This is a genomic window from Curtobacterium sp. MCPF17_051, from assembly GCF_003234595.1.
In the GTDB taxonomy this organism is placed as follows: Bacteria; Actinomycetota; Actinomycetes; order Actinomycetales; family Microbacteriaceae; genus Curtobacterium; species Curtobacterium flaccumfaciens.
Genome location: NZ_QKSE01000002.1, coordinates 194444 through 208150 on the forward strand (window position 1 = coordinate 194444; position 13707 = coordinate 208150).

Genomic DNA, 13707 nt, shown 5'->3' on the forward strand with positions numbered 1-13707 from the left:
AGACTAGCAGGCTCCGGGCGTGTCCGACAGGTCGGTGTGCTAGGCGCCGATCGGCGATGGCCGCGAGCCGCCCGTCGTCCGGCTGCGCGCCCGTGCGCGGCCGCTACGATTGGGGCACCGCGCGTCAGGCGCGGAACACTCAGGCACCTCATCACGGACTCGGTGCCGCACACACGGACGGAAGGTGCACCATGACCAAGCCCATGCCCGAGAAGCCGAGCGTCGACGGACTGGAGCAGGTCTGGGGGCCCGTCTGGGAACAGGACGGCACCTACCGCTTCGACCGCGACGCCGCCGGTCACCGCGACGCCGTGTGGTCGATCGACACCCCGCCGCCCACCGCCTCCGGCTCGCTGCACATCGGCCACGTGTTCTCGTACACGCACACCGACCTCAAGGCCCGGTTCGAGCGCATGCGCGGCAAGCACGTGTTCTACCCGATGGGCTGGGACGACAACGGCCTGCCCACCGAGCGTCGCGTGCAGAACTACTACGGGGTCCGCTGCGACCCGACCCTGCCGTACGACCCCGAGTTCACGCCGCCGTTCGAGGGCGGGGACGGCAAGTCCTCGAAGGCCGCCGACCAGCTGCCCGTGTCGCGCCGCAACTTCATCGAGCTGTGCGAGCGCCTGACCGTGCAGGACGAGCAGCAGTTCGAGGAGCTCTTCCGCACGCTCGGCCTGTCGGTCGACTGGACCCAGTCGTACCGCACCATCGACGACACCTCGCGGGCCAGCGCCCAGCGCGCGTTCCTGCGCAACCTCGAGCGTGGCGAGGCCTACCAGGCCGACGCCCCGACCCTGTGGGACGTCACGTTCCGCACCGCGGTCGCGCAGGCCGAGCTCGAGGACAAGGAGATGCCCGGCGCGTACCACGGCATCGCCTTCCACCGCACCGACGGCGGCGACGACGTCGTCATCCAGACCACCCGCCCGGAGCTCCTGCCCGCCTGCGTCGCCCTGGTGGCACACCCGGACGACGAGCGGTTCCAGGACCTCTTCGGCACCACGGTCCGCTCCCCGCTGTTCGACGTCGAGGTCCCGGTGCTGGCACACCACCTGGCGCAGAAGGACAAGGGCGCCGGCATCGCGATGGTCTGCACCTTCGGTGACACCACCGACGTCGTGTGGTGGCGCGAGCTGCAGCTGCCGAACCGCGCGATCATCGGCTTCGACGGCCGCGTGCGTTCCGACGAGCCCGCCTGGATCGAGTCGGCGACGGGCCGGGAGCTCTACGCCGAGATGGCCGGCAAGACCGTGTTCTCGGCCAAGAAGGTCGTCGTCGACGCCCTGACCGAGTCCGGCGAGCTGATCGGTGACGTCAAGACCATCCAGCACCCGGTGAAGTTCTTCGAGAAGGGCGACAAGCCCCTCGAGATCGTGTCGACCCGCCAGTGGTACATCGTGAACGGTGCGCGCGACGAGCAGCTGAAGAGCACGCTGCGCCAGCGCGGCGAGGAGATCGCGTTCCACCCGGACTTCATGCGCGTCCGCTACGACAACTGGGTCGGTGGCCTCTCCGGCGACTGGCTCATCTCGCGCCAGCGCTTCTTCGGCGTGCCGCTGCCGGTCTGGTACCCGCTCGACGCCGACGGCAACCCGGTGTTCGACCAGCCGATCGTGCCGACCGAGGCGCAGCTGCCCGTCGACCCGGCCTCCGAGCCCGCCCCCGGCTTCACCGAGGACCAGCGCGGCGTGCCCGGCGGGTTCCAGGGCGAGCTCGACGTCATGGACACCTGGGCCACCTCGTCGCTCACCCCGCAGCTCGCGGGCAAGTGGGAGACCGACCCGGCGCTCTACGACCTGGTGTACCCGTACGACGTCCGCCCCCAGGCGCAGGACATCATCCGCACCTGGCTGTTCACCACCGTGCTCCGCAGCCAGCTCGAGGCCGACGTGGTCCCGTGGAAGCACGCCTCGATCTCCGGCTTCATCGTCGACCCCGACCGCAAGAAGATGTCGAAGTCGAAGGGCAACGTCGTCACGCCGCTGTCGATCCTCGAGCAGCACGGCGCCGACGCGGTCCGCTACTGGGCGGCCTCGTCGAAGCTCGGCACCGACGCGGCGTTCGACCCGCAGAACCCGAAGCAGATCAAGGTCGGCCGCCGTCTGGCGATCAAGGTGCTCAACGCGGCGAAGTTCGTCTACGGCTTCCCGCTGCCCGAGGGCGCCACCAGCGTCACCGAGGCACTCGACGTCGACATGCTCGCCGAGCTCGGCGCGGTCGTCGAGCAGGCCACCGCGGCGTTCGACGGCTTCGACCACGCCCGTGCCCTCGAGATCACCGAGCGCTTCTTCTGGACGTTCTGCGACGACTACCTGGAGCTCGTGAAGGAGCGCGCCTACGGCACCGCGTCCGACGCGACGCACGAGACGCAGGCGAGTGCGGTCCTGGCGCTGCGCGGCGCGATCGACGTGCTGCTCCGGCTGCTGGCACCGTTCCTCCCGTACGCGACGGAAGAGGTGTGGGCCTGGACCCACGACACCAGCGTGCACCGGGCCTCCTGGCCGACCGCGGCCGACCTGCCGACCGAGGCGGCCCCCACCGGGCTGCTCGCGGCCGTCGGACAGGCGCTCATCGGCATCCGCGGCGCGAAGACGGCGGCGAAGGCGTCGCAGAAGACGCCCGTGACGCGTGCGGTCGTGGCGGCACCCGCCGAGACGCGGGTGCTCATCGAGCGCGCAGCGGTGGACCTGGCGGCCGTGGGCCGGATCGAGAACCTGTCGTTCGTCGACGGCGACGAGCTCGCCGTCACCGAGATCGAGCTCGCGGAGCAGCCGGCGTCGTAGGCTCGCGCACGACGCATGGTGAGCCGGAATGGTCGGGTCCGTCAGGCGGACCCGACCATTCCTGCTCACGAAACGAACGGACTGGAGGCACGGATGCAGTTGGGCACACGCTGGAACGTGGGTGGGGAGCCGCCTGCGCGACTGCCCGAGGTGATGGTCGTCGCCGTGCGCGAGGTCGAGGACGAACTCGCGGCGGAATCCGTCGACACGGCGACGTGGGGCTGGACCCTGACGTTCCTCGAGGGCAAGCCGATCGTCGAGCTCGACGACGGGACCTCGATCCACCTCGACGCGCTCGGGCACGCCCAGGTGACGAACCCCGACGACGCGGGCGAAGAGGACTAGCGCGCGGCGCGCTGCGCGTGGTTCGCTGCGCGGACCTCGCTCGGTGTGCACGAATGGTCGGGTCCCCGGTGGGGACCCGACCATTCCTGCTCACGATGCGGACGCCCCCTCCGGGGAGCGCCCGCGTGATCGCCGAGGGATCAGGACTCGGCGAGCCAGGTGCGCAGGACCTCGTTCACCTCGGCGGTGTGCGTGGTGAGCAGGCCGTGCGGGGCGCCCTCGATCTCGACGTACTCCGCCGCGGGCAGGGCCTGGGTGAAGCGTCGGCCGGTGGCGTCGATGGGCAGGATGTTGTCCGACGTGCCGTGCACGATCAGGGCGGGGACGGTGACCTTCGGGATGTCCTGGCGGAAGTCGGTCGGCCAGGTCAGGGGTGCTGCAGCGGACGCGATCGAGCCGGAGCCGGCCGCGATGTTCCAGGCGTTGCGGACCTGCTCCTCGGAGATGCGGGAGCCGAGGTTCTCCGACAGGTTGAAGAAGTCCTGGTAGAAGTTCGTGAAGTACGCGTAGCGGTCCTTCGCCACGTCGGCGGCGACGCCCTTGAAGAACGACATCGGGCCGGCGCCGTCGGGGTTGTCGTCGGTGATGGCGAGGAACGGCTCGAGCGAGGCCAGGAACGCGACCTTCGCGATCCGGTCCTCACCGTGGCGGCCGATGTAGCGGGCGATCTCACCGGTGCCCATCGAGAAGCCGACGAGGATCACGTCGCGCAGGTCGAGGGTCTCGAGGACCGTGTGCAGGTCGTCGGCGAAGGTGTCGTAGTCGTAGCCGGTGGACGGCTGCGAGGACTGGCCGAAGCCACGGCGGTCGTACGTGATGACGCGGTAGCCGGCCTCGAGGAGCATCGGGACCTGCCCCTCCCACGAGTTGCCGTCGAGGGGGAAGCCGTGGATCAGCACGATCGGCTGCCCCTGGCCCTTGTCCTCGTAGTGGAGTTCGATGTCGACGCTGTTCTCGGTTCCGACGGTGATGGCACCCATGATCGTTCCTTCCCTGGGTATCGCGGAGAACGATCGTTCTCCGCCGATGTGGACTACAGTAGAGAACGCCCGTTCCCGGCGCAAGTCGAGAACGGTGAACACTCAGGGAACGGGGTACACACATGGCCACCAGCACCGTCGAGCCGGACGTCCGAGCACACATCGTCGAGGTCGCGGACCAGCTGTTCTACACGCGCGGGATCCAGTCCGTGGGGATGGACGAGATCCGCACGGGCGCAGGGGTCTCCCTCAAGAAGCTGTACGCGGCGTTCCCCGGCAAGGAGCAGCTCATCGCCGCGGTGCTCGCCGGCCGCCACGACATGTGGGAGCAGGGCGTGCACGGCGCGGTCGAGGCTGCGGCCAGCCCGCGCGACAAGCTCCTGGCGGTCTACGACTTCCTCGAGTCGTGGTTCGGCGACGACACGTTCCGCGGCTGCGGGTTCATCAACGCGTTCGGCGAGCTCGGCGCGACCTCGCCCGCGGTCGCCGAGATCGCGCGCGAGCACAAGGACTCGTTCCAGCGGTTCGTGCAGCGGCTCACCGCCGAGGTCGTCACCGACCCCGAGCACGCCGAAGAGCTCGCCGCGCAGCTCGCACTGCTCGCCGAGGGCGCGCAGACCACCGCGGCCATCGCCGGCACCACGGCGCCGGCCGCGCACGCGCGCCGTGCCGCCGTGACCCTGATCGACGCCGCGATGCGCTGACCCGCGACCACGATGCGGACGGGAGGCCCGTGGCGAGACCGCCACGGGCCTCCCGTCCGCTCACTGGTCGCGCCGCGCGCGGGTGCGCTCCCCGGGTCGTTCCGGGCGTACCTGTTGTTTCCGGGCGTACCGGGTGTTTCCGGGCGTACCGGGTCGTTCCGGGCGTACCTGGTGTTTCCGGGCGTACCTGGTGCTTCCGGGCGTACCGGGTGGGTTGTTTCGACCAGGTACGCCCGAATCCGCTTCCCAGTCCGGGCGTCATGGGAAGGAACGCACTCCAGCACCCGTGCATAGGGTGGGCAGATGGCAACCCCGTTCGACGTCCCGAGCACCCTCCCCTACGCCCTGCCGCCCTTCAACGACGTGCGACTCGAGCACTACCGACCGGCGTTCGAGGCCGGCATGGCCGAGCAGCGCGCCGAGGTCGAGGCCATCGCCACCGACCCGAACGCCCCGACGGTCGAGAACACCCTGGTCGCACTCGAGCGATCCGGGCAGCTGCTGACCCGCGTCAGCCACGTGTTCTTCACGCTGTCGTCGGCCGACTCGACCCCGGAGTTGCACGACCTCGAGGCCGAGGTCTCCCCGCTCCTCGCCGCCCACCGCGACGCGATCACGCTCGACTCCCGCCTGTACGCCCGCGTGCAGGCGGTGCTCGACGGTGCCGAGGCCGCCGGACTGGCGGGCGAGGCACTGCGACTGGTCGAGCGGACGCACGCCGAGATGACCCTGGCGGGCGCGGGCCTCGACGACGCGGGCAAGGAGCGTCTGACCGCGATCAACCAGGAGCTCTCGACCCTCACGACGACCTTCGAGCGGAACCTGCTCGAGGACACCAACGACTCCGCCGTGCACGTGACCAGCGAGGACGAGCTCGAGGGGCTCGACGACGGTGCGAAGTCCGCCGCGGCCGCCGCGGCTGCCGACCGGGGCCTGGACGGCTGGCTCATCACGCTGCCGCTCTACACAGGACACCCGTGGCTGTCCTCGCTGGCGAACCGGGACCTGCGCGAGCGGATCATGCGCGCGTCGCTCGCCCGCGGTCGTCGCGGCAACGAGTACGACAACCGCGACGTGCTGCTCCGCATCGTCCGGCTCCGCGCGGAGCGCGCCGAGCTGCTCGGGTTCCCGAACCACGCCGCTGTGGTCACCGCCGACGAGACGGCGAAGACCCCCGAGGCCGTCGACGGGCTGCTGTCCTCGCTCGTCGGCGCTGCTGCACGGAACGCCGACGACGAACGCGCGGTCCGGTCGCGCACGGTCGGCTTCGACATCGAGTCGTGGGACTGGGCGTACGCCACCGAGATCCTGCGAGGTGAGCAGTTCGCCGCGGACAGCACCGCGCTCCGCCCGTACTTCGAGGCCGACCGGGTCCTGCACGACGGGGTCTTCCACGCCGCGGGCACCCTGTACGGTCTGACCTTCACCGAGCGCCCGGACCTGCACGGCTACAACGACGAGGTGCGGGTCTTCGAGGTCACCGGCGACGACGACGAGCCCGTCGGACTGTACCTGCTCGATCTCTACACGCGCGACGGCAAGCGCGGCGGCGCGTGGATGAACCCCGTCGTCGAGCAGTCCGAGCTGCTCGGCACCCTGCCCGTCGTGGTCAACAACCTCAACGTCGCGAAGCCGTCCGCCGGCTCCCCCACCCTGCTCATCCAGGACGAGGTCGAGACGCTCTTCCACGAGTTCGGGCATGCCCTGCACGGCCTCATCGCCCGCACCACCTACCCGCGGTTCTCCGGCACGAACGTCGAGCGGGACTTCGTCGAGTTCCCGAGCCAGGTGAACGAGATGTGGCTGTCGTGGCCGTCCGTGCTGGCGAACTACGCGAAGCACCACGAGACCGGCGCGCCCCTGCCGCCCGAGCTCGTCCTGGGGCTCAGCGAGTCCGAGGGGTTCAACGAGGGCTTCGGCACCACCGAGTACCTCGCCGCAGCACTGCTCGACCAGGCGTGGCACCGGCTCTCGGCAGCCGACGCCGCGGCGGTGACGTCCGTCGAGGACTTCGAGCGAGACGCCCTCGCCGCCGCCGGCATCGCGGTCGAGGCCGTGCCGCCGCGCTACTCGTCGACGTACTTCGCGCACACGTTCTCGGGCGGGTACGACGCCGGGTACTACGGGTACATCTGGTCCGAGGTGCTCGACGCCGACACGGTGGAGTGGTTCCGCGACAACGGCGGGCTGGACCGCGGGGCTGGCAAGCGGTTCGCCGAGCGGCTGCTCGGGGTCGGCGGGGCGAAGGACCCACTGGAGGCGTACCGGGACTTCCGCGGCCGCGACGCCGAGGTCGGCCCGCTGCTGCGGCGCCGCGGGCTGGAGTAGGCGCGGCGGCGACACCGGCGGCGCCGGCGGCGACACCGGCACGGGCCCCGGCCCCGGCCCCGGCCCCGGCTTGCACCAGGAAACGGACACAGCACCACGGAATTCCGAGGTGCTGTGTCCGTTTCGTGGTTCCGGAGGGCTACGCCGACTTCTCGACGCGCTTGGCCCGGGGTCGCGGCACGATCGTCGGCGCCGCGTTCTCGAGCACGGACTCACGGGTGATCACCACGCGGGCGACGTCGTCGTCGGACGGGACGTCGAACATCACCGGGCCGAGGACCTCTTCGAGGATCGCCCGGAGCCCGCGGGCGCCCGTCTGGCGGAGCACCGCGAGGTCCGCGATGGCCTCGAGCGCACCCTGGTCGAACTCGAGCTCGACGCCGTCGATCTGGAACATCCGCTGGTACTGCTTGACCAGCGCGTTCTTCGGCTCGGTGAGGATCTGCATGAGCGCCGCCTGGTCGAGCTGCGACACCGTGGTGACGACGGGCAGACGGCCGATGAACTCGGGGATGAGACCGAACTTGTGCAGGTCTTCCGGCAGCACCTCGGAGTAGAGGTCCTGGTGGTCGGTCGCACTGTGCAGGGGCGCCCCGAAGCCGATCCCACGCTTGCCGACGCGCGAGGACACGATGTCCTCGAGCCCGGCGAACGCACCCGCCACGATGAACAGCACGTTCGTCGTGTCGATCTGGATGAACTCCTGGTGGGGGTGCTTGCGGCCACCCTGCGGCGGGACCGAGGCGACCGTGCCCTCGAGGATCTTGAGCAGCGCCTGCTGCACGCCCTCGCCGGAGACGTCGCGCGTGATCGACGGGTTCTCGGCCTTGCGGGCGATCTTGTCGACCTCGTCGATGTAGATGATGCCGGTCTCGGCGCGCTTCACGTCGTAGTCGGCGGCCTGGATGAGCTTGAGGAGGATGTTCTCGACGTCCTCGCCGACGTAGCCGGCCTCGGTCAGGGCGGTGGCGTCCGCGACGGCGAACGGCACGTTGAGGCGCTTGGCCAGCGTCTGCGCCAGGTACGTCTTGCCGCAGCCGGTCGGGCCGATGAGCAGGATGTTCGACTTGGCGATCTCGATGTCGTCGCGGTCTTCGGCGGCGGTGATCTGCCCCTGCGCCCGGATGCGCTTGTAGTGGTTGTAGACGGCCACGGCGAGGGCGCGCTTCGCCGGGTCCTGCCCGATGACGTACTCCTGCAGGAAGTCGAAGATCTCCCGCGGCTTGGGCAGTTCGAAGTCCCCGCTCGAGGTGTCCTCGCCGGCTTCGGCCAGACGTTCCTCGATGATCTCGTTGCAGAGCTCGACGCACTCGTCGCAGATGTAGACGCCCGGTCCGGCGATGAGCTGCTGGACCTGCTTCTGGCTCTTGCCGCAGAACGAGCACTTGAGGAGATCGCCGCTCTCTCCGATGCGTGCCATTCCCGTGCCTCCCTGATTGGACATGTCGGCCGCGCTGTCGCACCACCGCTGGTGCACCGCTGCTGGTGGGCACCTCGTCGTGGACACGAGCCTAACCGCAACCGGTGACACCGACCGCGATGCCCCTCCGGAATCCGCCCGCGCGTTCGCCCTGGGCGTGCGACCCTGCTACGGTGATCCGGACTTCTCTACATCTTGTAGAACAGCAGGTGCAGAACCACCCCGGAAGGAACCCCATGCAGAAGCGTCTCGCCGCCGGCGGCGCCGTCACCCTCGGTGTCGCGGCCGTCATCGTCCTCGGTAGCGCCACGACGGCCAGCGCGCACGTGTCCGCCACGGCCACGTCGACCGCAGCGAACTCGTACACCACGGCGACCTTCTCGGTCCCGCACGGCTGCGACGGCTCCCCCACCACCAAGATCGAGTTCCAGGTGCCGGAGTCCGTCATCGAGGTCACGCCCACCGTGAACCCGAACTGGACGATCACGAAGGCGACCGAGCCCTACACCGACCCGTCGGCCTCGGCATCGGACGAGGACCACGCCGAGACGGCCGCCGAGCGTGTCACCAGCGTCACGTACACCGCGAAGACCCCCCTGCCCGCCGACGAGCGCGACACCTTCGCACTCTCGTTCTCGCTGCCGGACGGCAAGGCCAGTGACCTCGTCGAGTTCCCCGCGATCCAGACCTGCGAGAAGGGCAGCGTCGAGTGGAACCAGGAGCAGAAGGCCGGCGAAGCCGAGCCCGAGCACCCGGCACCCTCGATCACGCTGACCGCCGCCGAGGCGACGGACGACGACGGTGACCCGATCGCCGCGACCCCGACGGCCGAGGCCGCCGGCACGACCGCCTCGAGCGACCCCGACCTGGTCGGTCGCTTCCTCGGCCTCGGCGGCCTGGTGCTCGGTGCCGTCGCACTGGTCGTCGCCGTCGCCGGCACGCGTCGTCGGAGCTCCGCCAAGTGACGCGGCGCGGCTCGCGTCGGTCCCACCCGCGGCCCTCTGCCTGGAGGCTCGTGGCCGGGACCGCCGCGGCCGTCGCGATCGCCGGTGGTGCGGTCCTCGGGCTCGCCGGTCCGGCCAGCGCGCACAACTACCTGGTCTCGTCCGACCCCGAGGTCGGCGGCACCCTGACCGAACTGCCGGAGACGTTCGACATCACGACGAACGACAAGCTGCTCGACATCGGCGACTCGGGGTCGGGCTTCGCGTTCCGCATCGTCGGCCCCGACGGCAGGTACTACGAGGACGGCTGCGTCGACGTCGAGGGGCCGTCGATGACCACGACCGCCGCACTCGGCGACTCGGGCGGGTACACCGTCGAGTGGCAGATCGTCTCCGCCGACGGGCACACCGTGTCCGACGAGTACCCCTTCACCTGGAAGGCACCGTCGGGCTTCACTCCGGCCTCGGGTGCGGCGAAGCCCCCGACCTGCGCCACTGCGGGTGACGACGACACCGGCTCGGACACCACCACCGGCACGGCCTCGGGGTCGAGCGACTCGGCGGCGTCCGACGCGATCTGGATCGGCGCCGGTGGCATCGTGCTGGTCGGCGTGGTCGTCGCGGTGCTGCTGCTCCTGCGTCGCAAGCCGGCCCCGGAGTCCGACGACACCGACGACTGACCACCGCGCAACGACGAAGGCCCCGCACCGTTCGGTGCGGGGCCTTCGTCGTTCGTGCTGGTGCTACTTGACGAGCGCCGGCAGGTTCTTGCGGCTGGTGAGGACCTGGTCGATCAGGCCGTACTCCACGGCTTCCTGCGCGGACATGATCTTGTCGCGCTCGATGTCGTGGTTGATCTCCTCCGGCGTCTTGTTGGAGTGCTTCGACAGCGTCTCCTCGAGCCAGGTGCGCATGCGGAGGATCTCCGCCGCCTGGATCTCGATGTCGGACGCCTGACCGCCACCCTGCTGGGTCGCGGGCTGGTGGATCAGCACACGGGCGTTCGGCAGCGCGAGGCGCTTGCCGGGGGTGCCACCGGCGAGGAGCACCGACGCGGCCGAGGCAGCCTGGCCGAGGCAGACCGTCTGGATCTGCGGACGGATGTACTGCATCGTGTCGTAGATCGCCGTCATCGCGGTGAACGAGCCACCGGGCGAGTTGATGTACATCACGATGTCGCGGTCGGGGTCCATCGACTCGAGCACGAGCAGCTGGGCCATGACGTCGTCAGCCGACGCGTCATCGACCTGCACGCCGAGGAACACGATGCGGTCCTCGAACAGCTTGGCGTACGGGTCCTGGCGCTTGTAGCCGTAGGCCGTGCGCTCTTCGAAGCTCGGCAGGATGTACCGATTGGACGGAGCCGGGACGTTCTGCGCGCCACCGAGCATGGGGAGATGCATTCTCGTTTCCTTTTCTTCGGTGGTGATCAGGACTGGGCGTCGGGCTCGGCTGCGCTGGTGGGCGTCTCGCCGTCGCCGACGGTGCCACCACCGCCGATGACCTCGGCGCTCGAGGCGCGGAGGTGGTCGACGAAGCCGTACTCGAGCGCTTCCTGCGCCGTGAACCAGTTGTCGCGGTCGTTGTCCTTGAGGATCTGCTCGACCGACTTGCCGGTCTGCTCGGCCGTGAGCTCCGCCATGCGCTGCTTCATGTCGAGGATGACCTTGGCCTGCGTCTGGATGTCGGCGGCGGTACCGCCGAAGCCACCGGACGGCTGGTGGAGCAGCACGCGCGCGTTCGGCGTGATGTAGCGCTTGCCGGGCGTGCCGGAGGACAGCAGGAACTGTCCCATCGACGCGGCGAGGCCGATGCCCACGGTGACGATGTCGTTCGGGACGAACTGCATCGTGTCGTAGATCGCCATGCCGGCGGTGATCGAACCACCGGGCGAGTTGATGTAGAGGTAGATGTCCTTCTCAGGGTCCTCGGCGGCGAGCAGCAGCAGCTTGGCTGCGATCTCGTTCGAGTTGTCGTCGCGGACCTCGGAGCCGAGCCACACGATCCGGTCTCTCAGAAGGCGGTCAAAAACACTGGGGTTCAGTGTTGCTTCGGCCATGGAAAAGCTCCCGTTCAGTTGTCGCTTGTTGTCGAACTTATCGGGTGCAACGCACCAGTTCTCGTCTGTTCGCTGTCGGCAATGCGAAGGTGCGGAAACGACGGACGGGAGGCACGGTGCCAGCTGGCACCGTGCCTCCCGTCAAGTCGTGCTGGTGGCGTCGAGATCGTTACTCGGCGTCCCCTGCCGGCTCCTGCGCGACGCCCGCCGTGAAGGCGGACAGGTCGACGGCGTCGCCGTTGGTGTCCTTGACGGTCACCTTCGACAGGACGGTCGCGACCGCCTTCGAACGGGCGACCTCGCCGACCATGCCGGGGATCTGGCCGTTCTGGTCGATGACCTTGATGAACTCGGCCGGCTCCATGCCGTACTGCGCGGCGGCCTGGATGAGGTACTGGGTCAGTTCCTCCTGCGAGACCTGGATCTCTTCCTTCTCGGCGATCGCGTCGAGGAGGATCTGCGAGCGGAAGGCGGTCTCGCTGGACTCGGAGACCTCCTTGCGGTGCTCCTCGTCCTCGAGGCGGTTCTCCTGCTCGAGGTGACGGTGCACCTCGTCGGCGATGAGCTGCTCCGAGATCGGGATGTTGACGTCCTCGGTGAGCTTCTCGACGAGCTTGTCGCGAGCCGCGGCGCCCTGACCGAAGGTCTTGGACTTCGCGATCTGCTCCTTGAGGTCCGCCTTGAGCTCGTCGATGGTGTCGAACTGGCTGGCGATCTGGGCGAACTCGTCGTCGGCCTCGGGGAGCTCGCGCTCCTTGACGGCGGTGACGGTGACGGCGATCTGGGCGGTCTCGCCCTCGCGGTCGCCACCGACGAGCTTCGACTCGAAGGTCGTCGACTCACCGGCGGTCAGGGACTCGAGCGCCTCGTCGATGCCCTCGAGCAGGTCGCCGGAGCCGATCTCGTAGGAGACGCCGGTGGCCGAGTCGACCTCGTCGTCACCGATGCTGGCGGTGAGGTCGATCTGCGCGAAGTCGCCGGTCTTCGCCGGACGGTCGACCGTCACGAGCGTGCCGAAGCGGGTGCGGAGGTTCTGCAGTTCCTCTTCGATCTCGTCGTCCGACACCTCGACGGCGTCGACGGTGAGCTCGTACGAGGAGTAGTCCGGCAGGTCGAACTCAGGGCGGACGTCGACCTCGAAGGTGAGGACGAGGTCGCCGGTGAAGTCCGCGACGTTCGGCAGCTCGGCGACGTCGGCCTCGGCACGGCCGAGGATGCGCAGCTCCTGCTCTTCGACCGCCTGGCGGTAGAAGTTGTCGATGGCGTCACCGACGGCGTGGTTCAGGACCTCGCCGCGGCCGACGCGCTGGTCGACGATCGCCGGCGGGACCTTGCCCTTGCGGAAGCCGGGGATGTTGATCTGCTCGGCGATGTGCTTGTAGGCGTGGTCGATGCTCGGCTTGAGATCGTCCGGCGTCACGTTCACGGTGAGCTTGACGCGGGTGTCGCTCACCTTGTCGACGGTGCTGGTGGCCAAGGGATGTTCTCCTGTTGGTTGACGTTCGTGTGGTCGGTGGTGCTCGAAGGACCTGGTCGGGGCGACAGGATTTGAACCTGCGACCTCCCGCTCCCAAAGCGGGCGCTCTACCAAGCTGAGCTACGCCCCGTTGGTGTGTGCCAGGGATCGGCCGCGCACGCGCAGGGCGCATGCGACCCCGGTGAGTCTAGCGGTCCGACGCCGCGCTGTTCCCGGACGTTGTTCAGTCGTCGTCAGCGGCACGTCGCAGTCCGCGTCGCCAACGGATCCCGACGGCCACCTGGACCCCGAGTGCGGCGACCGCGAGCAGCAGTCCGACGACGATCCGCCAGACGTGCAGCAGTGCGTGCGCGGGCTGCGACTGCGGATCGCCGAACAGGTCAGGGCGCAGGGACAGGACCGCGGCGGCGAGGACCACCAGCACGTACGAGACCACCCGCGACCAGCGGATGGTCCGCGCGGCGCCGGGGTCCGGCTTCGGGATGACGCGCGTCGGCATGTCGGTGCTCGTTCGTCCGCTACGATGGTCGGGCTGCGCCTGGTGCGCAGGCACGGGGATGTAGCTCAATGGTAGAGCCCCAGTCTTCCAAACTGGCTACGCGGGTTCGATTCCCGTCATCCCCTCTCTTGTGGCTACTGAGAAGTAGGCCCGCCCAGGCGA

12 protein-coding genes and 2 tRNA genes are annotated in these 13707 nt (G+C 69.3%); 7 read left to right on the forward strand and 7 right to left on the reverse strand.

Going from position 1 to position 13707, the window contains the following annotated elements; translation table 11 throughout:
* Positions 1-191: 191 nt before the first annotated feature.
* Positions 192-2789: a valine--tRNA ligase gene (gene valS / locus DEJ35_RS02340; RefSeq protein ID WP_258378412.1), complete on the forward strand. Its 2598-nt coding sequence runs from the start codon at positions 192-194 to the stop codon at positions 2787-2789.
* 93 nt (positions 2790-2882) lie between these two features.
* Complete coding sequence (locus DEJ35_RS02345; RefSeq protein ID WP_181420000.1) at positions 2883-3134, forward strand: hypothetical protein; 252 nt, start codon at positions 2883-2885, stop codon at positions 3132-3134.
* Positions 3135-3274: 140 nt separating this feature from the next.
* Here DEJ35_RS02345 and DEJ35_RS02350 read toward each other — a convergent pair whose 3' ends face one another.
* Positions 3275-4114 (reverse strand): alpha/beta fold hydrolase, encoded by an 840-nt coding sequence (locus DEJ35_RS02350; RefSeq protein WP_111191970.1) that lies wholly within the window; start codon positions 4112-4114, stop codon positions 3275-3277.
* Between the two features lie 122 nt (positions 4115-4236).
* Between DEJ35_RS02350 and DEJ35_RS02355 the strand changes: the two genes are divergently transcribed.
* A complete protein-coding gene (locus DEJ35_RS02355; protein ID WP_110859213.1) occupies positions 4237-4818 on the forward strand; it encodes a TetR/AcrR family transcriptional regulator in 582 nt (193 codons plus the stop codon).
* Positions 4819-5121: 303 nt separating this feature from the next.
* Positions 5122-7146, forward strand: a complete 2025-nt coding sequence (locus DEJ35_RS02360; RefSeq protein ID WP_111191971.1) for a M3 family metallopeptidase — start codon at positions 5122-5124, stop codon at positions 7144-7146.
* Between the two features lie 139 nt (positions 7147-7285).
* Here DEJ35_RS02360 and clpX read toward each other — a convergent pair whose 3' ends face one another.
* Complete coding sequence (clpX, locus tag DEJ35_RS02365; RefSeq protein ID WP_017886000.1) at positions 7286-8566, reverse strand: ATP-dependent Clp protease ATP-binding subunit ClpX; 1281 nt, start codon at positions 8564-8566, stop codon at positions 7286-7288.
* A 236-nt stretch (positions 8567-8802) separates the two neighbouring features.
* Here clpX and DEJ35_RS02370 point away from each other — a divergent pair, with 236 nt between their 5' ends.
* Together DEJ35_RS02370 and DEJ35_RS02375 are read left to right on the forward strand one after the other, a co-directional pair.
* A complete protein-coding gene (locus DEJ35_RS02370) occupies positions 8803-9531 on the forward strand; it encodes a YcnI family protein (protein ID WP_181435475.1) in 729 nt (242 codons plus the stop codon).
* A 50-nt stretch (positions 9532-9581) separates the two neighbouring features.
* On the forward strand, positions 9582-10190 hold the full coding sequence (locus tag DEJ35_RS02375; protein WP_181435476.1) for a copper resistance CopC family protein: 609 nt from the start codon (positions 9582-9584) through the stop codon (positions 10188-10190).
* A gap of 63 nt (positions 10191-10253) precedes the next feature.
* Here the strand turns inward: DEJ35_RS02375 and DEJ35_RS02380 are convergent, their stop codons facing one another.
* The 5 genes from DEJ35_RS02380 to DEJ35_RS02400 form a co-directional block, all read right to left on the reverse strand.
* The gene (locus DEJ35_RS02380) at positions 10254-10913 is read right to left on the reverse strand and encodes an ATP-dependent Clp protease proteolytic subunit (protein ID WP_027464696.1); all 660 of its coding nucleotides are present in this window, start codon (positions 10911-10913) and stop codon (positions 10254-10256) included.
* A 26-nt stretch (positions 10914-10939) separates the two neighbouring features.
* Entirely contained in the window at positions 10940-11569 is a 630-nt protein-coding gene (locus tag DEJ35_RS02385) for an ATP-dependent Clp protease proteolytic subunit (protein WP_035807635.1), read from the reverse strand.
* A 169-nt stretch (positions 11570-11738) separates the two neighbouring features.
* Positions 11739-13046 (reverse strand): trigger factor, encoded by a 1308-nt coding sequence (tig, locus tag DEJ35_RS02390; protein ID WP_027464695.1) that lies wholly within the window; start codon positions 13044-13046, stop codon positions 11739-11741.
* 53 nt (positions 13047-13099) lie between these two features.
* Positions 13100-13176: transfer RNA gene (locus DEJ35_RS02395), tRNA-Pro, on the reverse strand.
* 93 nt (positions 13177-13269) lie between these two features.
* Positions 13270-13545: a hypothetical protein gene (locus DEJ35_RS02400; RefSeq protein ID WP_110859209.1), complete on the reverse strand. Its 276-nt coding sequence runs from the start codon at positions 13543-13545 to the stop codon at positions 13270-13272.
* 54 nt (positions 13546-13599) lie between these two features.
* On the opposite strand from DEJ35_RS02400, the gene DEJ35_RS02405 reads away from it, so the two are divergent.
* Positions 13600-13670 (forward strand) — tRNA-Gly (locus DEJ35_RS02405).
* Positions 13671-13707 lie beyond the last annotated feature (37 nt).